Origin of the sequence: Roseinatronobacter bogoriensis DSM 18756 (assembly GCF_004366635.1) — a bacterium.
Classification (GTDB): Bacteria; Pseudomonadota; Alphaproteobacteria; order Rhodobacterales; family Rhodobacteraceae; genus Roseinatronobacter; species Roseinatronobacter bogoriensis.
On sequence record NZ_SORN01000002.1, the window covers coordinates 691,327 to 713,640 of the forward strand.

The following is a 22,314-nucleotide window of genomic DNA, read 5'->3' on the forward strand; positions in this document are numbered from 1 at the left end:
CCCGGAGATATTTATGGAAATCCGCCCCTTGACCGATGATTACGCTGTCTCACCCCAAATCGCGCCCGAGGACGTGCCCGCGATTGTCGAGGCAGGCTTTACGACATTGGTCTGCAACCGCCCTGATGGTGAAATTCCGCCAGAAGTTCAGGCTGAGGCTATTCGCAAGGCCGCAGAGGCCGCAGGACTGCGTTTTGTTCTGAATCCCGTGATCGGCGGGGCAATCACGATGGAAAACATCAGAGCACAGGCGACCGCCATACAGCAAAGCGAGGGGCCTCTTCTGGCGTATTGCGCTTCTGGCAATCGTTCGTCGATTGTCTGGGCGCTTGCCCATGCGGGGCAGCGCCCCACGGACGAGTTAATCGCCATTCCGGCCCGGCATGGCTATGGGCTGGAACCGTTTCGAGCGACCATCGACCAACTCGCTCAGGGCTGAATTCCGGCAAGTCTTGGCATGTCCAACATGCGTATTCAGACCGCGCCCCCTATAAGGGGCGCGGTTTTTTGCGATTTGGGATCAATTCTCCAACCATGATCGGCCGCCTGCCGCGCGATGCCAAAGCGTTCTATTGCCATGATCTGGCATAGACATCTCTGGCAGCCGTAGCGGTCATCCCGCATCCGGGCTGTCGGAAGGGGCCTGTTGGGTTGCACCAATCTCTGCCAAGGCTTGGGGATCACTTGAGCCGGGCGCGAATGGCGGCTGCGGGGGCTGCCCCCAGGTTATAGCCGCAGGCAGGGCAAACTGTGGGACGCTGGCCCCTGTCGCATCGGTCAACTCGCCGGGATCAGCGGTCAGGCGGACGGCCCGCTGTCCGCGCGCCTGACCAAGACGGCCGATACCCAATGCAGTATGTGAAATACTTTCCAGTGTCAGCGTCTCCAGCGCCGTGTCTGGCAAGCGCAACATATCCCCGACCCGAAGGCGCAAGGCATCCGTCAACGTCAACTGTACGCGACACAGAACCGAATCCAGAACCACGCCGCTTTCATTGATGGCAACCTGTAACCGTTCCTGCCAGTCACTCTCCAGCTCTGAATCCGGCAAGTTGTCCTGAGGCAGGGAAAGCGATTTATTCTCTGGTTCAGGCAGGATCACAAACCAATCCCCTTCCTTGGCACCATAGCCCAAGGCGACATGCAGGCGCAAAATGTGAAACTGCCCCTCTTCCAGCATCAGCCCCAACGGCCGCGGGTTATCTATAAAAGACCCGTATCCATAGCCGGACACTAATGCAGACTGAGGCAGTTGCGCACAACGCGTTTCCAGCAGCCGCAGAAAACTGTCGATCATGGGGGCCAATAAGGCCGCATCAGTGCGGGTGGGGATTCGTGGTGCGATTTCTGACGGGTCAACACGGCCGGTTGTCTGCGCTTCGACCATACCCGCCAATACGGCGGGGGCAGCCATCAACAAGCCCATACGGTCGCCCTGCCCTTCCAGCAACGCCAGAAACATACCCGACTCGGCCAGATCCAGAACTTCTGCAAGTGCGCCGGTCGAGATACTGACGCCCCGCACAATCCCCTCAAGACCCGGGCAATCTGCCGACATGCGCCCGAAAGCCACGCGCAGCGCCGATTCAAAAACCGCGCGCTCCTGCGCTTGCGCCGCACGGTGCCGCGTCGCCATCTTTTCGAGGGCGTTACCGCGCACCGTGTCGCCCATCGCTTTTGCTTCTGTTTGATCCATCTTCATTCGCGCCACCCGTTCTGCACCGATCTTGGCGCAAAAGGGTTAGCAAATGCTGAATAACCGCGAAAAAGGGCGGACCCTGAATGTCAGATCTTGCAAACGGGTAGCGAGCGGGTGAATTCAGCGATATCAGCGCGCTTGCGCGCATCGCGCATTGGCGGCCAGTCTTTGGCCACTCCGCCCCAATTTCCTGAACTGCCGACAACAACCTTGTCCCGTTCAACCGCCTGTGCGGCAATACGCGCCGCACAGCGCAGATTGGTCGGGCCATCATACAAGCCGTTGGGGTGCGACAGATCACACCCATAATAACGCGCGGATGTTGGCCAGATCTGCAACAGGCCACGATACCGCCCGCCCGCCCCGGCCGCATCGGGGCGCCATGTGCTTTCATAGCCTGCAAGCCCGGAAAACAAAGCCGTCCAGAAAGCCTTGCGACCCTCTTTGTTTGCTGCCTCATACCCAGGACAAAATGCGTCAATATCCTGAGGGACTGTTGAAACAAGCGCGCGACCGTCCGTTTCCAGGGCCGCGAATTTCGCAGCCGTCCAGCGATCAGCTTCGGGGCGATGATCCCAACGTGTGGTGACCTGCGCGGCACGCGTTGCCTCTACAGCAGTATCAGGCGTTGCCAATGTGCATCCGGCGGTGAGGGTGGCCACCCCAAGAGCGGCCAGCAGTGAAAGCGGCAGATAACGCGGCATCGAATTTCCATAGGTGGCACAGCCCCAAATTGCGCTGCAGCGCGGCGTATGGCCCCGAATCGTTGAAAAAGGCAAACCTGAGAGCAAACAACGGCCCATACTCGGCGGGGTTTTGCCGACCCGCCCCTTGCTGCGCCGCAAAGGCAACGCTAGAAAGCGCTCAACACACCCCGGACAAGGATATGCAACAGCCATGCTGGACCTGAGTTTCGAGCCGCCCAAACCCAAGGTAATCTCTGGCGCGACCGGCGCATGGGAACTGGTCATCGGGATGGAGATCCATGCGCAAGTCTCCAGTCAGGCCAAACTGTTTTCCGGGGCCTCGACCCGCTTTGGCGCTGAACCCAATGCCAATGTCGCTTTCGTTGATGCGGCAATGCCGGGCATGCTGCCGGTCGTCAATGAATTCTGTATCGAACAGGCCGTGCGCACGGGGCTGGGGCTGAAGGCGCAGATCAACCTGCGCTCGGCCTTTGACCGGAAAAATTACTTCTATCCCGATCTGCCTCAGGGCTATCAGATCAGCCAGCTATATCACCCGCTGGTGGGTGAAGGTGAAGTGCTGGTGGAAATGGGCGCAGGTATCGCGCGCCTTGTGCGGATCGAGCGCATTCATGTGGAACAGGATGCAGGCAAATCCATCCATGACATGGACCCCAACATGTCCTTCGTTGACCTGAACCGCACCGGCGTCGCGCTGATGGAAATCGTCAGCCGCCCCGACATCCGCGGGCCAGAGGAAGCCGCCGCCTATGTCACCAAACTGCGCCAGATCCTGCGCTATCTGGGCACCTGTGATGGCAATATGCAGAACGGGAACCTGCGCGCCGATGTGAACGTGTCGGTCTGCCGCCCCGGACAATATGAGAAGTACCAGGAAACGCAGGATTTCGACCATCTTGGAACGCGCTGCGAGATCAAGAACATGAACTCCATGCGGTTCATTCAGGCGGCCATCGATTATGAGGCGCGCCGCCAGATCGCCATCCTTGAGGATGGCGGCAGCGTGGTGCAGGAAACGCGGCTCTATGACCCTGACAAGGGCGAGACACGCTCGATGCGGTCCAAGGAAGAAGCGCATGATTACCGTTACTTCCCCTGCCCCGACCTGTTGCCACTTGAAATCGAACAGGCTTGGGTCGATGAGATCGCCGCCAGCCTGCCAGAACTGCCGGATGCGAAGAAAGCGCGCTTCATGGCAGATTTCGGCCTGACCGACTATGACGCCAGCGTGCTGACTGCGGACGTGGCCAATGCCGCCTATTTCGAGGCCGTTGCTGCGCAAGCAGGCGATGGAAAACTGGCGGCCAACTGGGTGATCAACGAGTTGTTCGGGCGATTGAAAAAGGAAGGCCATGACATTACGGACAGCCCCGTTTCCAGCGCGCAACTGGCAGGAATCATTGCGCTGATCAAGGCGGGGGATATCTCTGGCAAGATCGCGAAAGACCTGTTCGAGATCGTCTATACAGAAGGCGGCGATCCCGCCCAGATCGTGGAAGCGCGCGGCCTGAAGCAGGTGACCGACGCTGGCGCGATCGAGAAGGCTGTGGACGAAATTATCGCTGCGAATCCGGCGCAGGTGGAGAAGGCCAAACAGAACCCCAAACTGGCGGGCTGGTTTGTGGGGCAAGTGATGAAGGCGACTGGCGGCAAGGCCAACCCCGCGGCCGTGAACCAGATCGTCAGCGCGAAACTGGGGCTGTAGCCGGTTGAAGAGCGCCTGAACTCTGGCCTGAGCGCGCTTTGGCCAGAGGCTGGATTTTGAGTATTTTTGGCAAGAAAATGAACAGACCTGCGACTTTTGTCGCGGGTCTGTCTTGTTTGGGCGGGATTGGGACACTGGTCCGCCAGCTTCCATAGAAAAGCCGCGCTCGAAAGCGCGGCCTCAAGGTCGTAGTACGGGCAAGATTACTTGATCTTGCCTTCTTTGTATTCAACATGCTTGCGCGCGACCGGGTCGAACTTGCGCATCGACATTTTTTCCGTCATGGTGCGGGCGTTTTTCTTGGTGACATAGAAATGCCCGGTCCCGGCTGTGGAATTCAGTCGGATCTTGATGGTGGTTGGCTTTGCCATGATGTCATCTCCTGAACAGAGCCGCACGATACCGGGTGCGCCCCGTGAATTCTGAGCCTGCCTTCTACCTGCCTGCCTGCCCATGTCAACCCGAATATCAAAGGTTTTGGGCCAAAGGGCGACGAATTCGGCCCGTCTGCGCGCAAAGGCATGCGCGCAGAACTTGTGCGGATGGTCTGTAAGCCGGGTTTTGTCCCGGGGGTATTCCCCCTTGGATGACCATTCATCTGGCCCTGCCCTTGCAGACAGGGTCTTGCTGCCAACCCGGACCTCGGGCTGAGGCGGCCCTGCGGTGATATCCGGTCGCCCGGATCATGCCCGCGTGAGATCCCTATTCGGCATTGCTCCGGGTGGGGCTTGCCGTGCCGGTCCGGTTACCCGTCCCGCGGTGGGCTTTTACCCCACCGTTTCACCCTTACCATACAAGCGCATGGCGGTCTGTTTTCTGTGGCGCTTTCCCTTGGGTTGCCCCAGCCGGGCGTTACCCGGCACCCTTGCCTCATGGAGCCCGGACTTTCCTCGCATACATGCCCAAGAGCCGATATGCGCGGTCATCCAACCATCCGCACAGGGGCTACATACGCGCCAAGTAGATATCGCGCAAGGCGGCTATCGATGGATATCCGCGCGCAGAACGCGCTGGACCAACCAATTCCCCATCCCATGCACGGTTCAATCGTGATGCTCTTGCCCGCAAAGGGGCGCTGCACTAAGCATGTGTCAGAAGATGAAAGGAACATGGCATGCGCATTCTGGTGACCAATGATGACGGAATCAACGCGCCGGGTCTTGCTGTACTGGAAGAAATAGCGCGTGCCGTTGCCGGGGATGATGGCGAAGTCTGGGTGGTTGCACCGGCATTCGAGCAATCCGGCGTTGCGCATTGCATCAGCTACACGCACCCCACGATGATTGCCAAGCTTGGGCCACGCCGCTACGCGGCGGAAGGATCGCCGGCTGATTGCGTGCTGGCGGGGCTATACGATGTGTTGCAGGGCGCGCGGCCTGAACTGGTGCTGTCTGGCGTGAACCGGGGCAATAACTCGGCCGAGAATGCGCTGTATTCAGGGACTGTAGGCGGCGCGATGGAGGCCGCGTTGCAAGGCCTTCCTGCTATCGCGCTGTCACAATATATGGGTCCCCTTTCGGAAGATTTGCCATCCCTGTTTGACGCCGCAATCGGGCACGGGAAAGACCTGATCGAGAAATTGCTGAAGGATGCCATCTGGGATCAGGGCGATTACCGGTTGTTCTACAATGTCAATTTCCCCCCAGTTGGTCGCGATGCCGTAAAAGGCCTGAAGGTCGCGCCGCAAGGCTACCGCAAGGATACTTTTTTCGGGGTCGAGCCGCATATTTCCCCCTCCGGGCGCAAGTTTCTGTGGATCACGGGCGGGCCGCAACACCTGCCGACCGCCCCCGGAACAGATGCAGCCGTCAACCTTGACGGCTATATTTCAGTCACCCCCATGCGCGCCGACCTGACCGCGCATGATGCGCTGGACAAGGTACGAAAGGCGCTGGAATGAGCACCCCGGACAATGCACCAGAGGGCCTGACAGAAGCGCGGATGCGGTTCATCTACACGCTGCGGTCGCGCGGGGTGACCGATGCCCGTGTCCTGTCGGCAATGGAGCGGATAGACCGGCGCGATTTTGTCACCGGCATTTTCTCGGACCGCGCCTATGAGGACATGCCCCTGCCCATCGCTTGCGGCCAGACGATCAGCCAGCCCTCGGTGGTCGCGCTTATGACCGAAGCCTTGCAGGTCGGGCCGCGCGACAAGGTGCTGGAGGTGGGCACAGGGTCGGGCTATCAGGCCGCAATCCTTAGCCAGCTTGCGCGCAGGGTATATACGGTTGAGCGCCATCGCCCCCTTGCGCGCGAGGCGCAGAAACTGTTCGATAAACTGGGCCTGACCAATATCACCTGCATGATTTCGGATGGCAGCTATGGGTTGCCCGATCTGACCCCCTTTGATCGCATTATCGTGACCGCCGCCGCCGAAGACCCGCCCGGGCCGCTATTGGCGCAGCTGCGTGTTGGGGGTATTATGGTGGTCCCGGTGGGTCAGTCCGACACTGTGCAGACATTAATTCGTGTAGTTCGTACTGAAACAGGGTATGATTATGAAGAGTTGCGCGCTGTGCGCTTCGTTCCTCTTGTCGAGGGGTTGGGGCATTAGGCGGGCATCCGGCAACATGACAGCGGAAGCTACCGCTGCACCAGAGCGGCAAGGTAAAAGGTTGAGCAGATGTTGATAAACAGTCGGATAGCTTTGCTGTGCAGCGCAGCGGCATTTGCTTTGGGCGCGTGTAACGATTTCGACCTTGATATGCGCAATTCCGGCAACGGCTTCTCTACGGCAGAGGCCGCGAGACAGGCCACGGCAGCGCGCCCGCGCCCGGATTCACGTGGCATTATCAGCTACCCGGATTATGAAGTTGCCGTTGCACGGGCCGGGGATACAGTCGGAACTGTTGCCCAGCGTATCGGCATGAGTGAAACCGAACTTGCCCGCTTCAACGCCCTGACACCTGAAACCAATCTGCGTGCGGGCGAGGTTCTGGCCCTTCCGCGCAAACTTGGCGGCGATGGGGCCAGCAGCCCGACCCGCGCAGGCGATATCGAGATTTCTACCCTTGCCGACAGTGCGATTGCACGGGCCGAGGGGACAGCCCCGACAATCACACCCCAGACCACCACCCAGCCCGCAGAACAGCAGCCTGTGCGCCACCGTGTGCAGCGCGGGGAAACGGCGTTCCAGATCGCAAGGCTGTACAACGTGTCGGCGCGCGCGCTGGCGGATTGGAACGGACTTGACCCCGAGATGCGTGTCCGCGAGGGCCAAATGCTGATGATCCCGGTTGCAGACCAGCCTGCACCAGCCAGACAGACGCCCCAACCCGAACAACCCGAGCAGACAGCCGCTGTGGCAACACCGGGAACTGGCAGCCCGACGCCAATGCCACCAAGCGCATCCAGCCCCTTGCCGGAACCCGCACCATCTGCCCGCGAAGCCGAAGCCGCGGCCGCCGAAGCACGCCCCCCTTCGCCTGCATTGTCAGAAGAACGCAGCGCGCCCGCTCAATCGCGCTTCGTAATGCCTGTGGACGGGCGCATCATTCGCGCCTATGCGCCGGGGCGCAATGAACATGGTATTGGCATTGCGGCAAGTGCGGGAACCGCCGTGCGTGCCGCCGCTGCCGGACGGGTTGCTGCGATCACCGAAGATACGAACAAGGTTCCTGTCGTTGTGATCCAGCATGATAATGGATTGCTCTCTGTCTATGCGCAGTTGGAAAACCTGACGATTACGCGCGGGGCGACGGTGACACAGGGTCAGACAATCGGACGTGTGCGCGCGGGCGATCCCAGTTTCCTGCATTTTGAAATCCGCGATGGCATGAACAGCGTCGATCCGATGCGCCACTTGCAGTAACACAGACCGGGGTTTCACGCAGCTTTTCGCGATGGGCTTGCCAGTCTTGTGGTTCTGGCGCTACAAGCACGTTAGCGCTAACCCTATTGGAGATACAAAATGACCCCTGCCGAGCAAAGCCAGAACGCCCTTGCCCTGTGCCAGATGGCCCCTGTCATTCCGGTGCTGGTTATTGAAGATCTGGCGCATGCTGTGCCGCTTGCGCAGGCACTGGTCGCAGGGGGGCTACCAGTCTTGGAAGTGACCTTGCGCACGGATTGCGCGCTTGAGGCTATAGCGGAAATGGCCCGGATCGAAGGCGCTGTGGTAGGGGCCGGGACAGTCCTGACGCCAGAGCAGATGGCCGATGCACGCGCGGCGGGTGCGCGCTTTGCTGTCGCACCTGGTGCCACATCCGCATTGATTGATGCCGCGCGCCTGAACGAGATGCCGCTTTTACCCGGCGCCCAGACCTGCTCTGAAGTGATGTCGCTTATGGAACAGGGCTATACTGTGCAGAAGTTCTTTCCAGCGGAGGCGATTGGCGGGGCCAACGCGTTGAAATCAATCGCGGGACCATTGCCGCAAGTCACATTCTGTCCTACGGGCGTGATCAGTGCCGCGCGTGCGCCTGACTATCTAGCCTTGCCGAATGTCGCCTGTGTGGGCGGCAGCTGGGTCGCCCCGAAAGATGCAATGGCCGCTGGCGACTGGGACGCCATAACCAGACTTGCACGCGCCGCTTCTGAATTGCCACGCTAAACCAGAACTGACTGGCGACATTTCGGCAGCGTTCACAAAAACCCGATATAACGGGCACATAATGACTTTGCGCAAGACAATCCGCATCATAGACTGAACGGGTTGGCCCGGCAGGACAGATGCTGCGCGACATGGATAAAGACCTTTAATACCGGATCGAATGCAGATGATCGAATTGAGCCGCCGGAAGTTTCTTTGTGCCTCAGGCAGTATGCTGGCCCTATCAGCCTGTGTCCCTGCACTCGCGCCCGCCCCGCCACCTGAGCTGGAACCGATAGACTATTCATCCCGGCGCGACGGTGCGCACAGGCTGCGCGCCATCGACATAGACGCCATACCCGAGTTTCTGCACCGTCAGATCGTGCCCTACACAACCGAAGAAGAGGTGGGCACAATCATAATAGAGAACCAGAACAGGTTGCTGTATCTGGTCCTGGAAAACAACTATGCCCTGCGTTACGGGCTTTCGGTCGGGCGCGAAGGCTTTGACTGGACAGGCGAATCAACTGTTTATCGCAAGGCGCATTGGCCGACATGGACCCCACCACCAGAGATGATTAGGCGAGAACCGCATCTGGAACGCTGGAAAGACGGTCAACCCGGCGGCCCTGACAACCCGCTTGGTGCACGCGCGCTGTATCTGATGACAGATGGGCGCGATCAGGGCTACCGTATTCATGGCACTCCGGAATGGCGCTCAATCGGGCGGTTTGCTTCTTCGGGGTGTTTCAGGATGCTGCAGCAGGATGTGATCGACCTTTATGACCGGGTACCAATAGGCACGCGCGTCCTCGTCGTCTGATCTGCCTCAATGGATGCCGTTTGCCCGTTGCAGCGCACGGATATATGCGATGATCTGTGTGATTTCGGGTTCGGTCACATGGGACTGGCGCGGCATATCACCATACTCCCAGTGATGCGCGCGCACACCAAGTTGAACGGCCGCATAGAATGCCCCATCCGGGTGGTGTGATGGCTCGTAAATGATGTGCACCAATGGCGGGCCAACCGCTTCGCGTCCCGCGCCATTGTCGCCATGACAACTGGCACAATTCCGCGCGTAAAGCTCTGCTCCCTGCTGTTCTTCCGCATCAAGGGGCGGCACCAGAACATCAACCATGACACCCTGTTGATCGCCGCCTGAAAAAAGGTAGACGCCCGCTACCATGCCAAGCGCCGCCACCCCTGCCAGTATCGCCCGCCTCACGCGCTGAGCGCCCAGGGCTGACGACCGCTGGCCCATGCGCGCACGGCTTCGCCAAACGCCTCGAACAAGGGGCGCGACACAGGGTCTTGCCCCGCCTGCCATTCGGGGTGCCATTGCACGGACAAGGTGAAACCGGGCGCATCTTTGACATAGATCGCCTCGGGTGTGCCATCAGGGGCATGGCCGTCAATGACAATCCGCTGGCCCGGTGTCTTGATGCCCTGACCGTGCAAGGTGTTGGTCATCACCTCTGGTGCCCCCATCAGGCGATGGAATACGCCCCCATCCTGAAAGCGAACCTTATGGCGCAGGGCGAATTTCTCTTCAAGCGTGCCATCGGGCGGCATGCGGTGGTTCATCCGCCCCGGAAGGTCGCGGATTTCGGGATGCAAGGTGCCCCCCATTGCGACATTCACCTCTTGAAAGCCACGGCACACACCGAAGAAAGGCTGCCCATTGGCCACGCAAGCCCGCACCAGGGGCAGTGCAATTGCATCGCGGGCACGGTCAAAGGCACCATGCGCAGGTGTTTCGGCCTCTCCGTATTCTTCGGGATGAACATTGGGCCGCCCCCCTGTCAGCAAAAAGCCGTCACAGACCTCCAGCAACTCTGCCACTGACACAAGGCGCGGGTCAGACGGCACAAGCAAGGGCAGACAGCCCGACACCTCGGCGATCGCCTCGGAATTCATGGTCCCGCCCGCATGGGCGGGATATTGATCATTGATCAGATAGGAATTGCCGATAATCCCGACGACTGGTCTGCGCATTGCTTTACCCTGTCCGCTTTCACCGACAATGTAACAAACCCGGCCAAAAGGTCGAGAGCTTGCCCGCATCTCCGACAGTTATGTGACCCACGCCTAGGCCCTGCGCTGCGGTACGGCGCAAAATTACGCTGGTCCGGGGTGAACCTGCAAGATGCGCCATGCCATCGCTAAGGCCCCTACATCCGGCGGATATATGTCCATGTCGGAACCGTGGTCCGGCGCGCAACGGAATAGGCTTCTGCATCGCCCAGATAGTCGAAACGTGCATTCGTCAGCACATGCGCAGAGGCCGGGTTATCCTGAAACACCTCGGCAAACAGCGTGCGCGCCTTGTGCGGGTTATTCTCGATCACGCAGCGAACAGCTTCGGATGCGAACCCGGCATTCCAGAAAGCGGGTGCAACCCAGAAGCCGATCTGGCTTTGCTGCCGGTCCAGTGGTTTGAGCGATATCAGACCCAGCACAGAAGAGGCATCCGCCATGGACCCATCCAGAACCCAGACATCTTCTTCCCGTTCTGGCGTGGTGACGCGTGCGATAAACTGCTCGGTCGCGCCGGGCGGCAAGGGGTGGGGAATGGACCGCGTCCCTTCGGCGACACGCTTGTCCCCTGTATACAGCGCCAGCAATCCCGCATCGGATGGCTGCAACGGGCGCAGGATCATCCGGGCCGAGGTTAAAATGGGCTGATCAGCCCTGATATCACTATCCAAATTCATGCTCGCTCCTCCGACAGGGCTTGGACCCCGATGGTAACTTTTGATTGTGACAATCTGTTCCCGCCTCCTCCTGCTGCGAACACATCGTCAAAACGCAACAGGGTCGGCGCGAACGCCGACCCTGTCTTACATGCAATATGTAAAAGTTCGGCTTATTCTGCTGCTGTCTCCACCGGCATGACCGATACGAAACTGCGGCCTTTCAGGCCTTTGGTAAAGACCACGCGACCATCGTTGAGCGCGAAAAGCGTGTGATCACGCCCCATGCCCACACCAGTACCAGGCCAGTGCTTGGTACCACGCTGGCGCACGATGATGTTGCCAGCAGTCGCGGCCTGACCGCCATAAAGTTTTACGCCAAGACGACGACCCGCAGAGTCGCGACCGTTGCGCGAGGAGCCGCCTGCTTTCTTGTGTGCCATGAGGGGTTACTCCTTCTCAGATGCGAATTGTTTTGCCTGGTCGATCCAGCCATCACGCTCGATCCGGCCTTTGAACGACAGTTGATCATCCATATAGGCAATCTCTGACGGAGTCCAAGCCGCGATCTGATCAAAATGGAACACACCATTTTCATTCAGCAGACCTTCAAGCTTTGGGCCTACGCCGGAAATCTTCTTCAGATCATCTGCCTTGCCGTCGCGTGCCTCGGTCAAGAGGTTTGTAGGCTTCGTGCCTTCGATGGCAGCGTCTGCTTCTGCCGCAGGTGCTTTTGCGGCTTTTGGCGCTTTTGCTGGCTTCGCTGCTTTTTCCTGTTTTGCAGGTGCGGCAGCTTCGATCGCAAAACCCGACACAGACCCTGTGCCGATAGCCGCTTTGATGCCCGTATCGTCTGCGCCCGAAGCAAGAATATCCGTCACGCGCACAAGCGTCAGCTTCTGACGGTGGCCCTTGGTGCGCTGCGAGCTGTGCTTACGGCGGCGCTTGACATAGTGAATGACCTTGTCAGCCTTGATCTGGTCAATGACTTCGGCCTGCACACCAGCACCGGCCACAGTTGGGGTGCCGATAACCGGGGAATCACCACCCAGCATCAGAATTTCGTTAAACTGGACTGTTTCACCAGCTTGTGCGGCAATGCGCTCTACGCGCAACACATCCCCGGACTGAACCCGGTATTGCTTGCCACCAGTTTTGAGGACCGCAAACATCGGCCTGTTCCTTCTCTTTTTCTCCGCGCTCTGTGGCCCCTGCATCTGGTGCAGGCGTTCATTGCCTCGAACAGCGTGCCCGCGCTTGCGGACAATAGTAAACAACCGCGCGGACCGAATGCCCGAACGGAAGCCGCCCTATGCGGGAAAGTATGCATGAAGTCAAGAAGGGTTGTCGAAAGGTGCAGCACAGCGCCACATTTGGCAAGCGAACTGAGAATGCCCACGACCGAAGGTGACGGAAGCTCTACGCCGAAGGCTTTGTCAACGCCCCTGCACCGATGAGTTGCGCTTTATCTGACTTGACAAGCGCCATTTGCGCAAAAAGGCCTTCGTGCTTGCCAGAAAGCGCACATCGTGCGATTATTCTCAAAAATATGTGAAGTGCTGGCTTGAACCGGCGCATCGACAAGACCGAGGCAGAGTTTCAACACGACAAGCAACCCCTTACGGAGGATATCGTGCGGTTCATCCTTTTTCTGGCAGCCACCGCAACAACTGCGGCCTGCGTAAAACCCGATAGCCAGCAAATCCCTTCTCGAAGTGCCTGCGAACAGGCCAGCCACGCATTATGGGTTCACGATTCCAGCCTTGAAAGCGCGCGACAGGGTTACCCCCATAGCTTTACGGTTCCCTTGCCTTCAAAAGGTCATGCGCGCTACCACTGCACGCAGAAGGGTTCGCAGGTAAGTTGCGTGCCAGAAGGGCAACAGAAACGCACATTGGCCGAAACCCGGCGCATAGAGCAACTGGTCAGCCAGAGAGAGGCCGTCCATGAAAGGGCGGCGCGCGCCTGCCAGATCTGACCTGTTGAACCTGCGGGTGCCCGCCTTGAGGGTATTTCCGGCCACGAGCATTCACAAACCCTTCTGAGGGTGGGCACAGGCCCCTGTCTGCTGTCACGCGCGCCCCTTGCATCCGCCCCTCGCAGCGCTTACATCTGTTGTGTCTCGCAAGGGACTATGGACATAAACGCGCTCGTAATAAGCGGATCGGACCCGGGGGCGGTACCCGGCGGCTCCACCAATCATCCTTCATTTGGGGATCATGGGGCCGAAACAGGATCGACGAACGTCTAAAGGGGTTAGCTTTGTCCCGGTGAGCCACCACCGTTATCGGTGCAAAACGTACAGTTGCAAATGACAACCGTGCTCCGGTAGCAGTTGCTGCGTAAGCAGTAACCAAACCGAAACTTAAGCCCTTGCGCTTAGCCGCGTAAGGCGGGGTTCGCAGGCACCTGGCAACAGAAGCCTGCACTTCATTTTCTGCGCCATAAACATATGATTTTGCACCTCTTTCGGTTTGCATTTTTTCAGCGTTTTACAGTTCTGTCCTGCTTGCGCTCTCTCAGATCGCGCAGCACTGCTTGCCCGCCCGCCTTTCGATCAGCGTAGCGGCTATAGCGCTCGATCATTTCGACACTCATTCCCACCATGTCGCTGATCTGTTGCCCGGTGTATCCGGTCTGTCTAAGCCTGATCACCGCATTGGCGCGCAGGCCATGCCAGACAGCGCCCTCAAGTTCCGGGTGAGCCTCGCGCGCCTTGTCGAAGATCTTCCACATCTGATTTGTGGTGACAGGCTTGCCCGCGTTTTTGCCTTTGTCCTGTAGCAGGAACGGCCCCGGCCGCTTTTCCCAAGTCCGCATTTCGGATTCCAGTTCCGGGAAGATCGGGCACCACGGTTGAACGCCGGTTTTCTTCTGAGGCAGGTTGAACCCGCCCTCGTCAATATCGGTCCAGCCCAAGCGCACCACGTCGCTGATCCGCTGGCCTGTCCAGCGCCCCAGAAGATACGCGCGGCGCAGCGTGCCAGTGAAATGCGCCTCGGCAATGGCAAGCTGCTCAGGCGTCCAGGGCTTGTGACCCTCGCCCTTGTTGAAATGTGGAACGCCCTGTGTCGGGTCGCGATCCAACAACTCGCGCGGCCCCATAGCCCAGCGGGTCATGGCGCGCAGGGCGTCCAGCGTGTTATTTGCAGTGCCCGGTCGATCAGCACCGATCTTCTCGACCAGGGCCAGCACATGCGACGGGCGCAGCTTAGCGGCTGGCAGATCGCCCCATGCGGCCCGGACGTGCTTCAGGTGGCGCTGGTATTGCTCCTGGGTGCCCTTGGACAGCTTGCGCGGCAATCCCTGCCATGCGGCCACATAGGCGTCGATCAGAGCGCCGACGGTATCGGTCGGGATCGGCCCGACAAGCCCCTGCGCCTGCCTGACCGCGTTCCAAAATTCGGGTGTGGTCGGATCATCGGGAAGGCGTATGCGAGGCCCTTGGTGCGGGGTGTTGCGCCCTGTCTGAAAATAGAAATACTCGCGCCCGCGCGAAATGACGCGATGCACATTCCGGGGCAGTGAAATCTTAGGTGACATTGCTAAGGCCCTGCATAAATGGGTCTGCCTCTGGTGACACTGTCTCAGCGCATAGCGCAGCATCGACTTGCGACCAGTTCCAACGAACTGCGCCACCGATCCGGACAGGCTTTGGAAGGATTCCGCGCTGGACCCATGCGTCCACGGTCGATTCGGAAATATCCAGTTCCGCTGCCAAAGTGGCCTTGGCCACATACGACGGTGGTCGGTGCCCAAGCACGGGCCGCCTTCCAGCGTCCGGCTTCGCTTTTCCCGTGGGTGTCGTGAGGGCTTTTGCCATGTCCTGCGTCCTGTCCCTTCCGGCATGCCGACCAGCTCAGAAGAGCTGGCCGGGTATGTCTTGGCGCTGCCATCCGCGCCCAGCGTCACTTGAAAGAGGAACAAGCCGCTGTTGCAGGTGTTTTAAGCCACCGCCTGCTGGGCCCTCCACGCCGCCGAATTGACGTGAAATCAGTCTGCAGTTGCGCCCGGATTCATGATCCAGCCGCGCCAATCCATGAAGCCTGTGGCAAAATCCATGCTGCCTTTGATTTCCATGCCATCGACCTCGAACCCCACGCGGGTGGTGATCTGTGGCCCGCGTTGCCCGCGCAGATAGCCATGGACCAGCGATTCCGGGCGACCTGGTGCCGCTGCCAGATACCAGCGTAGCGGATCCTCGAACCGGGGCTCGACCAGGACTTGCAGCCGCCGTGCGAAGACATTCACATCTTCGCTGCTTGCCGCGTAGAGGTCCGCAACGGCCTGCAGGGCCTCGGTTTCCTTTTCAGGTGCCACGATCAGGAAAGTGGGGGTGATCGCCAACACCTCGCCGCCCAGGCCACGCTGCCGCCGAAGTTTCACATAGGCCTCTGACAGACTCTGCGTGTTGATCGCCGCGGCGGCACCTATGTTGCCGTTGTTTTCATGGAAAACCGTGTTGCCATCCGACAGGACAGGCCCAGCGCCGCTGTTTTCAGCAAACATGCCCGCCAGAAGGTTCCCTTCTGTCTCGGCCGCGCCGGTCCCGATGATCTGGGGCAGGCGTTCAAAAGCGCCCGCACTATCGTTGATCAGTGTTTGCCTGGTGACTGCAAGGATCTTGCCATAGGTGGCCAGTTTGATCTTTTCGCCGCCATCTTTCACCTGGCCATACTTGTATTCACCAGACTCGAGGACTTTGTCGAATTCGACTGAACCTGAGATGCGCGCGCCTGTGACTTCGCGAAAATCATCGAATGTGCGTTCCCTGCTGGCCTGCATAACCGCTGACCGCGCCACCTGATACTTGTCGAGGACAAGAAGGCCCAACGTACCGGACAGGATCGAGGGGAAATCGCTGGTGGATTGGTACCCCACTGCACCGCGCGTCTGCATCGCTGCATCGATCGCGCCTGCGTTCCCGCCGCGATAGTTGATTCCCATCGATCGGCACCACTCGACAGCAAGCTCCGGCACGGTCATTTCTGCGAAGCGCTGCGCCTCTTGGGGAAGCGTTGTGTTTTGGCTGTGCCGATGGACCAGCGCCGCCTGCATCGCCTCTGCCATGCTCGCACCGCCGCGCTGCATGCCGGACAGGTCAGGCTCGCTCACCGGCCCGAATTCGGCATCGCGGGTTGCCTGCAGCTCCTGCAGGTGCTCGCGCGCCTCTTCTACGCTCATGCCGCGCTCGATCGCGGCCTGTGCCTCACTCTCGAAGCCGTTCCGGGTGAAGAGCGCCCGAATCTGCTTCTCATCGCCCGCGCTGGGCGTCTTCGTGCCGTCTGGCATTTTTCGTCCTTTCTCGATGATCACCGGCCCATCGCCGGTGTTTGCCTCTTCGCGCAACTGCGCGCCTGCATCGGCGCCGATTGCGACTGCCGAAATCTCCATGGGTTCCCACTCGATAGCCCGGTAAAGCGCCCGTTTGCCGCCATCCTTGCGATCGGCCTTCGCGGTTCGCTCGTATTTGTGGACCTTGTATCCGACAGATACATTTCGAATGATCCCGGCTTGCATGTCGCGCCAGATCGGCTCGACCTCTTCGCGATCAGAAAGCCGGATGGTCGCGTAACCTTTGCCGCCCTCGATCCGGACAGACCCCTCGACCACCACCCCCAGAATTGAATCAAGGCCGTAGCTGCGATGGGTGTCGAGGAATGGTGCGCCAGAATTCAGCCGCTCGAGGCGAAGTGCCGATGGCTCGACCACAAGCTCCTCGTCAAACTCTTCATCCCGCGCCCAGGAATAGCGCGCCACGCGTGCGCCAGTAGTCCAGACCACATCGACTGTGCGCTGCTTGTCATCACTTCTCGCGATGCTGGCCGCGCGCGTGACCATAGGTGATTTCATGGTTCGTTTTCCTTTCACATGATCCTCTGCCCGTCAGCCGCGCCGGACACCTCGCCGCTCTGCCAGTGCAACGGGTTCCCGCCTGCCGCCCAAGGCAGCCTTTCTGAAGACACGAGCCCCGTGAGCGATCTTGCGGCTAAGTGCCAATTGACCGGCATCAATCAAACCCCCGCTGCTCTCTCGCGCGCTTGAAGGCACCACCAATCATGCCCGGCGTCTCGACCCGCACGACAGCGCGCGCAGTGTTTTCAACGCGGGCGTCAAACTCTACCGACGGAAGGACGCGGACAACAACCTGCACAGGCTCACCCGCGCCTCTCTGCCCCTTAGTGTGGTCAATCACCGTTTCATTGGGGTGCATGACCGCCAGAAACCCGCCGCGCCCATCCAGCCCGCCCGAGCGCGCGCCAAAGCCTGTGTGCCCACCACCATCGAAACTGGCGAGAGGCCCGCTGCCCATGGCATTCAGTGGCGCGCCCCCAAGCCCGCCCAGCGCGCCGCTCAGCGCATTGGCAATCGGGCCGAGAATGAACTGGCGTGCCGCGATCCGCGCCAGATCGGCAAGGATCGAGTTGGCCAGACTGCGAAAATCTGCCTTTCCGGTCGTCACAAAGTCGGCAAAGGCGTTTTCAGCCGAAGTGAACGCGCCGGTCAGCGCATCCCCAATACCCTTACCCCAATCCGCCGCCGCCTTTGCATATTCGTCAAGCTGCGCTGTGACCGCAGCCCAACCCTCTAGCACCTTTTCTGCCGCGTTTGTGTTTGTATTCCCTGCGCCCGTGGCGGCCTCTCCGACTCGTCTCAATGCGCCGGTCACACCAATTGCGCCATCGATGACCGGGCCGAACCCTTCGCCGAAGGTAACCACGCCATCGCGAGCGTTTGCGATCGCATCTTCAATGCGCCTGATCTGACTTTCAGCTTCGCGCAGTGCTTCTGTCTGCTCTGGCGACTGCAAGAGATCACCGCGCAGCTTTGCCAGTCGAGCGAGCTCTTTATTCCAGAATTCGATATCTGCCCTATTGGCTTGCGGCGCGAAGATCCCGCCATCTCGGCCGGTGTTCTGCAGGGCACCGATTCTTGTCATCACACCGCTGATCTCGCGCGCGTTCGCGGCAAATTCGGCCGTGCTTTGGGCGAGAGCGCGCTGCTCTGCCATGATAGCGACAATGTTTTCGTGTCTGGCTTTTGTTTCGCGCAGCTTTGCGACCGCCTGATCCACCGACATTTGAGTTGCAAGGCCCATTGCTGGATTCAGCAGGTCGAGGGCGCGCAACTCATTGCCCAGCGATATGTTCAGATCATCGATCGCACGGCGCGCCTCGGCGGCCCGTCCAGTAAGCCCGGTGAGACGTGCGACCAGCTCTCCCACACCCACGATTACCGCAAACGGCAAGAACCGCACCAAAGCCAGCCTGAAAGTTTCCAGGGCACCCGTCGCAGCAATCATGGCCACCCTCGCGGCAACGAATGATGCGACGTATCTCCCCCCCATGAAGGCTGCCAGCGTTCCCGCGTATGTAACCAGGCGCGCCATCTGATCGCCCAGGAAGATCAGCGTGTCTGCGACAAGCGCACTGGCGCGGGTGGTCTCATTGAATTGCCCCACCAGTTGCAAGGCCATGTTCCCCATCAGAACAAAGGCATCACCGATGGTCGCCGGCATCGATTCTGCTTCCTCGCGCAATAGCTCGAGATTGCCGACAAGCGCCCTGTTGATGACATTTCCCGTAATCAGCCCCTGCGCCCCGACTTCGCGCAGTTGGTTCACATTTACCCCCAACTCCGCTGCCAGCAACTCGGCAACCCGCCCGCCGTTCTGAATTACGGTGTTCAGCTGCTGACCCCGCAACGCGCCCAGCGCCATGGCTTGCGACAGCGCGTTACTGATCTGGGCTGCCCTTTCCTGCCGGGCCCCAGAAACAACGATTGCGTTATTCAGCGCTTCGGTAAAGTCCAGCTGCTGGCGGGTCGACATCCCCAACTCACCCAGCGCCGTTGCGTTTGCGAGAAAAGCCTCTGTGGTCTGCGCCAAGTCGGAATAGGTGCGGCGCGCCATCTCGCCCAGCCGGTCCATGACCGCCGCGCCAGCCTCTTGGCTGCCTGTGGCCAGATCCACGCGCGATCGTAGATCAGTCCATGTGTCGGCATAGCGCACCAGCTCGCGCACACTGACCGCAGTGGCCAGAATGCCCATGACGCGGGTCAGAACGCGACCAGTAGCGTCTGCCTGGTCCTCGATCCGCTTGAACTCTCGCGTGCCGGAATCACCCACACCCTTGAATTCGGCGCGAACCTGGCCCCCACCTTGGGCGGCAAAGCGAACTGAGACGCGCTTTTCACTCATTCAGTTGAAACCTCGATGATCATTTCACCATCCGGATAAAGAGCGACACCTGCCAACGCTGACCGCGCAACCAGATGTTGCCATACCGGGCCCAGCGCCACGACGGTGAAGCTTCCGACACGCGGCGCGTATTTCGCCACATACTCAGGCAAGTCCGAGACGCTGATAATGTCACTCCGATGCATTGGAGAGCTCACCCCAGACATTTTCGGGTGATCCTGAACTTCTTGGGACAGGATCAAGAGACAATCGCTCAAAGTGCCTTCCTTCAAGCGCTGCAACACCTGATGAGGTGCATCACTGACCATGATCTCACGCGCGGCGCTCGAACTGGTGAAGTTTCGCGCCATAAGTTGCTCGTGAAGCGCAAGCGCTATCAGGTCCATGGGCCCATATGCCGGGTTCTTGCCCTCTGAGCGCCCTGCGAGTGGCACTGTTCCCCGCGAACGGTCTGTCTTGAGCTTCGCGGGGTCGAGGCCGAAAATATCGGCAATCTTTGGCAATCTGAGCATGCTGTTCTTCCTTTGTTTAAAAAAACGTAACTTAGAGTTTCGTTTCTGGCAAGGGGAAGTCTCGTGCATGCGATTGTTGAAGACCAAAGGGGTGGCGAACATGTTTCAAGTCTCTGGGAAGCCGTCTTTGCCCGTACAGGCCCGCCAGATCGCCAGAATGGGCCCGCAATCCACCGATTGCGCCAATTCCGGAAGTTCTTCCGGTTTCGGTTCACCCGGCGCGTTGAAACACCAGGCCAACGCTGCCAGACCCGCGAATCCCATCATCGAGGCAGGCTTTTCTTGTAGCATGATATCAGCGGCTGCATCCTCGCGGCCCTGAGCTTCAAGCTGCAACGGATGGCTGAAGTCTTCACCGCCTTCGATATTGATCAGATCGCGCCAGTCTTTGCGAGCCTGCAGCCAATCGGCATAAGCCGCTGCGACAGGATCGATCGGCTGGATCGGCTGGTTGTATTTCGGAAATAGATCAGCTCTGCTACACAATCTGGCGACTGTGCCGTGATCAAGCCCTTCAGTAAAATCGACCCAGAAATCAAGCGGCATCCCGGAAATGTGGCGGGCGTCTTTAAGCGCCTTAAGCTTCTCGGCATAGGCCGCCGCGACAGGATCGATCGGCTGGTTTTTTTCAGTTCCGGACTCGAGATTCTTGATCTGGTGTTTCACTGGATTGTCCCCCGTGAGAGTCTGTCGAGAAGCGAGAAATCAGGCTCATCACCTGCGCGTGTCAGAATATTATCGACAAAGAAATGCCCGCCAGGGACACAGGGACTGCCAAGATGGGAATTAGCGAGGCCATGTTCTTCGCGCTCGATGCGCTCACTCAAAAGTATCGACAGATCGTAGAGCCAACATGCGGCACCTGCGAAGTTTGCAACCTCTTCCCGATTAAGTTTTGGCAACTCGTGCAGCGGCAACACTCGCCGCATAAGATCGATATATTCTTGCTCTGTGATGTTTTCTGACGCCATCACAACTCGTGAAAATTCCAGAAGGTTCATTGTTTGCGGCAATTCTTCACCGCCCCCCGTCTGGGGGTTATTCATCGGCTTTTTCATTTGGTAGACCTCTTTAAGGTTGGGTGGGTTGCGCGGTGATCTTTTCCATGCGCTCGCGCACTGCGCGGATCAACTCGCTGTTCATGCTTGACCCATTGGAAGCTGCCTGATCCCTCAAGAAGTTCCGCAACTCCAATGGAAGCCGCGTCATGATCTTCACCCGATAATCACTGGCTGGTTTCTTTGGCATATCACTTCCTTTAGTGTCTAAGTGACACAACAATGCCCATTGGACACTATTGTGTCAAGCGTAATTTCATGTCCTTTTGACACTATGAAAGAATCCGACAGCAGAACCTTTTCCGACGCCTTCACGCTCCGCATGCCAGACGGCATGAGGCAACGCATCAAGGTCGGTGCAGCGCGCAACAATCGCAGCATGAACGCCGAAATCATCGCGCTGCTCGAAAAAGAGTATCCAGACCCGCGAACGGACATCCGCGCAGCACTGGCCAGGATCGCTGATCTTGCCGATGCGATCGGGGGAAGCCCCGAACTGCGCAAGCTGGCTGCCCATGTGAGGAACGAAATAGCAAAAGCGGAAGATCATGAAATCGCAGCCATGGCCGCCTCATATGGGCGAAGCCTTCTCGGCCTGTTGGAACACGAGCTTCACCAGGCGATCAATCACCTTCCAACCAAGTAAAAATCAGCCCTGCGAACCATGCGCGCACCTTGGTTTTCACACACCCAAACTGCGAACCTGAACCAGATAAAGTGCGAACCCAAAAAAAGCCGCAAATCTATAGACTTAGCGGGCCTAAACCACGGGCATCGGCTCTGATCCACAGCTGGCAACCTTGTTAGAAAAACGGCAACCATACCATATTTAGTGGCAACCCAAAAAAAACATCTACCCCTAGAGAACTATCGCGGCTCCGCCCCCCGCATACGCTCGCCGCTCGGGAGGACCCAAAATGTGGGGGGGTAGGTGCGCCCCTGCCCCGCCCTTGTTCTTCAGTGCATTCGCAAAGCGTCTGAAACGCGCGACGACGACGGTTGATCCGGCAGCGCAAGCACTTGTGCGTGCATGTCTGCAAGGATCGCGGCCGCATCACATCGCCCTTCCACGCCCGCCAGATATCCTGCCGACTGGGCAATGACAGCGATGAAGCACAGATTGGGTGGCACACCCTTCTCGGTGGCAATCTCGAGCTGCTGCTGGACGCTGATCAACATCTTCTGCATGGCCTTCTCTTGCTGC

The 22,314-nt window shown here is 59.2% G+C and carries 26 protein-coding genes and 2 other RNA genes; 9 read left to right on the forward strand and 19 right to left on the reverse strand.

What is annotated here, in order from left to right; all coding sequences use genetic code 11:
- The first annotated feature begins 13 nt into the window (after positions 1-13).
- On the forward strand, positions 14-439 hold the full coding sequence (locus EV660_RS08120) for a protein tyrosine phosphatase family protein (protein ID WP_071481170.1): 426 nt from the start codon (positions 14-16) through the stop codon (positions 437-439).
- A 174-nt stretch (positions 440-613) separates the two neighbouring features.
- Here EV660_RS08120 and EV660_RS08125 read toward each other — a convergent pair whose 3' ends face one another.
- Positions 614-1,702: a FliM/FliN family flagellar motor switch protein gene (locus EV660_RS08125; RefSeq protein WP_071481171.1), complete on the reverse strand. Its 1,089-nt coding sequence runs from the start codon at positions 1,700-1,702 to the stop codon at positions 614-616.
- 83 nt (positions 1,703-1,785) lie between these two features.
- Positions 1,786-2,403, reverse strand: a complete 618-nt coding sequence (locus EV660_RS08130) for a lysozyme family protein (RefSeq protein WP_071481172.1) — start codon at positions 2,401-2,403, stop codon at positions 1,786-1,788.
- A gap of 193 nt (positions 2,404-2,596) precedes the next feature.
- On the opposite strand from EV660_RS08130, the gene gatB reads away from it, so the two are divergent.
- Entirely contained in the window at positions 2,597-4,111 is a 1,515-nt protein-coding gene (gatB, locus tag EV660_RS08135) for an Asp-tRNA(Asn)/Glu-tRNA(Gln) amidotransferase subunit GatB (RefSeq protein WP_071481173.1), read from the forward strand.
- Between the two features lie 203 nt (positions 4,112-4,314).
- Here the strand turns inward: gatB and rpmG are convergent, their stop codons facing one another.
- Both rpmG and rnpB read right to left on the reverse strand, forming a co-directional pair.
- On the reverse strand, positions 4,315-4,482 hold the full coding sequence (rpmG, locus tag EV660_RS08140) for a 50S ribosomal protein L33 (RefSeq protein ID WP_071481174.1): 168 nt from the start codon (positions 4,480-4,482) through the stop codon (positions 4,315-4,317).
- A gap of 163 nt (positions 4,483-4,645) precedes the next feature.
- Positions 4,646-5,049: RNase P RNA component class A (gene rnpB, locus EV660_RS08145), an RNA gene on the reverse strand.
- Between the two features lie 176 nt (positions 5,050-5,225).
- Here rnpB and surE point away from each other — a divergent pair.
- The 5 genes from surE to EV660_RS08170 all read left to right on the forward strand — a co-directional run bounded on the left by surE (position 5,226) and on the right by EV660_RS08170 (position 9,467).
- Positions 5,226-6,011, forward strand: a complete 786-nt coding sequence (gene surE / locus EV660_RS08150) for a 5'/3'-nucleotidase SurE (RefSeq protein WP_071481175.1) — start codon at positions 5,226-5,228, stop codon at positions 6,009-6,011.
- Positions 6,008-6,667, forward strand: coding sequence for a protein-L-isoaspartate(D-aspartate) O-methyltransferase (locus tag EV660_RS08155; RefSeq protein ID WP_071481176.1), 660 nt, complete (start codon positions 6,008-6,010; stop codon positions 6,665-6,667). Before surE ends, EV660_RS08155 begins: the two co-directional genes overlap by 4 nt.
- A gap of 69 nt (positions 6,668-6,736) precedes the next feature.
- A complete protein-coding gene (locus EV660_RS08160) occupies positions 6,737-7,924 on the forward strand; it encodes a M23 family metallopeptidase (RefSeq protein ID WP_071481177.1) in 1,188 nt (395 codons plus the stop codon).
- Positions 7,925-8,023: 99 nt separating this feature from the next.
- Positions 8,024-8,665: a bifunctional 4-hydroxy-2-oxoglutarate aldolase/2-dehydro-3-deoxy-phosphogluconate aldolase gene (eda, locus tag EV660_RS08165; protein ID WP_071481178.1), complete on the forward strand. Its 642-nt coding sequence runs from the start codon at positions 8,024-8,026 to the stop codon at positions 8,663-8,665.
- A 211-nt stretch (positions 8,666-8,876) separates the two neighbouring features.
- Complete coding sequence (locus EV660_RS08170) at positions 8,877-9,467, forward strand: L,D-transpeptidase (RefSeq protein WP_168800288.1); 591 nt, start codon at positions 8,877-8,879, stop codon at positions 9,465-9,467.
- A gap of 6 nt (positions 9,468-9,473) precedes the next feature.
- Here EV660_RS08170 and EV660_RS08175 read toward each other — a convergent pair whose 3' ends face one another.
- The 6 genes from EV660_RS08175 to EV660_RS08200 form a co-directional block, all read right to left on the reverse strand.
- Positions 9,474-9,872: a c-type cytochrome gene (locus EV660_RS08175; protein ID WP_232727288.1), complete on the reverse strand. Its 399-nt coding sequence runs from the start codon at positions 9,870-9,872 to the stop codon at positions 9,474-9,476.
- Positions 9,869-10,642 (reverse strand): gamma-glutamyl-gamma-aminobutyrate hydrolase family protein, encoded by a 774-nt coding sequence (locus EV660_RS08180; RefSeq protein WP_071481180.1) that lies wholly within the window; start codon positions 10,640-10,642, stop codon positions 9,869-9,871. Before EV660_RS08180 ends, EV660_RS08175 begins: the two co-directional genes overlap by 4 nt.
- A gap of 176 nt (positions 10,643-10,818) precedes the next feature.
- Positions 10,819-11,361 (reverse strand): GNAT family N-acetyltransferase, encoded by a 543-nt coding sequence (locus tag EV660_RS08185; protein WP_071481181.1) that lies wholly within the window; start codon positions 11,359-11,361, stop codon positions 10,819-10,821.
- Positions 11,362-11,513: 152 nt separating this feature from the next.
- Entirely contained in the window at positions 11,514-11,783 is a 270-nt protein-coding gene (gene rpmA, locus EV660_RS08190) for a 50S ribosomal protein L27 (RefSeq protein ID WP_071481182.1), read from the reverse strand.
- A 6-nt stretch (positions 11,784-11,789) separates the two neighbouring features.
- Entirely contained in the window at positions 11,790-12,512 is a 723-nt protein-coding gene (locus EV660_RS08195) for a 50S ribosomal protein L21 (protein WP_071481183.1), read from the reverse strand.
- Between the two features lie 641 nt (positions 12,513-13,153).
- Positions 13,154-13,369 carry a hypothetical protein gene (locus EV660_RS08200; RefSeq protein WP_071481184.1) on the reverse strand — a complete coding sequence of 72 codons (216 nt, stop codon included), beginning with the start codon at positions 13,367-13,369 and terminating at the stop codon, positions 13,154-13,156.
- Positions 13,370-13,420: 51 nt separating this feature from the next.
- On the opposite strand from EV660_RS08200, the gene ssrA reads away from it, so the two are divergent.
- Positions 13,421-13,770: a transfer-messenger RNA gene (gene ssrA, locus EV660_RS08205) on the forward strand.
- 54 nt (positions 13,771-13,824) lie between these two features.
- On the opposite strand, the gene EV660_RS08210 is transcribed toward ssrA, so the two are convergent.
- The 8 genes from EV660_RS08210 to EV660_RS08245 all read right to left on the reverse strand — a co-directional run bounded on the left by EV660_RS08210 (position 13,825) and on the right by EV660_RS08245 (position 21,300).
- Positions 13,825-14,883 carry a tyrosine-type recombinase/integrase gene (locus EV660_RS08210; protein WP_071481185.1) on the reverse strand — a complete coding sequence of 353 codons (1,059 nt, stop codon included), beginning with the start codon at positions 14,881-14,883 and terminating at the stop codon, positions 13,825-13,827.
- Positions 14,873-15,163 carry a helix-turn-helix transcriptional regulator gene (locus tag EV660_RS08215; protein WP_071481186.1) on the reverse strand — a complete coding sequence of 97 codons (291 nt, stop codon included), beginning with the start codon at positions 15,161-15,163 and terminating at the stop codon, positions 14,873-14,875. The genes EV660_RS08210 and EV660_RS08215 overlap by 11 nt, the downstream gene beginning before the upstream one ends.
- A 170-nt stretch (positions 15,164-15,333) precedes the next feature.
- On the reverse strand, positions 15,334-17,193 hold the full coding sequence (locus tag EV660_RS08220; RefSeq protein WP_134047585.1) for a prohead protease/major capsid protein fusion protein: 1,860 nt from the start codon (positions 17,191-17,193) through the stop codon (positions 15,334-15,336).
- A 157-nt stretch (positions 17,194-17,350) separates the two neighbouring features.
- On the reverse strand, positions 17,351-19,540 hold the full coding sequence (locus EV660_RS08225; protein WP_100319174.1) for a tape measure protein: 2,190 nt from the start codon (positions 19,538-19,540) through the stop codon (positions 17,351-17,353).
- Positions 19,537-20,154 (reverse strand): hypothetical protein, encoded by a 618-nt coding sequence (locus EV660_RS08230; protein WP_134014137.1) that lies wholly within the window; start codon positions 20,152-20,154, stop codon positions 19,537-19,539. The genes EV660_RS08225 and EV660_RS08230 overlap by 4 nt, the downstream gene beginning before the upstream one ends.
- Positions 20,155-20,157: 3 nt before the next feature.
- Positions 20,158-20,718, reverse strand: a complete 561-nt coding sequence (locus EV660_RS08235; protein ID WP_071479938.1) for a hypothetical protein — start codon at positions 20,716-20,718, stop codon at positions 20,158-20,160.
- Positions 20,715-21,110: a hypothetical protein gene (locus EV660_RS08240; protein ID WP_071479937.1), complete on the reverse strand. Its 396-nt coding sequence runs from the start codon at positions 21,108-21,110 to the stop codon at positions 20,715-20,717. Before EV660_RS08240 ends, EV660_RS08235 begins: the two co-directional genes overlap by 4 nt.
- A gap of 13 nt (positions 21,111-21,123) precedes the next feature.
- Complete coding sequence (locus EV660_RS08245) at positions 21,124-21,300, reverse strand: Arc family DNA-binding protein (protein ID WP_084634726.1); 177 nt, start codon at positions 21,298-21,300, stop codon at positions 21,124-21,126.
- An 84-nt stretch (positions 21,301-21,384) separates the two neighbouring features.
- Here EV660_RS08245 and EV660_RS08250 point away from each other — a divergent pair, with 84 nt between their 5' ends.
- A complete protein-coding gene (locus EV660_RS08250; RefSeq protein ID WP_071479936.1) occupies positions 21,385-21,756 on the forward strand; it encodes an Arc family DNA-binding protein in 372 nt (123 codons plus the stop codon).
- A 311-nt stretch (positions 21,757-22,067) separates the two neighbouring features.
- Here EV660_RS08250 and EV660_RS18610 read toward each other — a convergent pair.
- The coding region (locus tag EV660_RS18610) for a hypothetical protein (RefSeq protein ID WP_168800669.1) at positions 22,068-22,314 on the reverse strand (247 nt) is incomplete at its 5' end.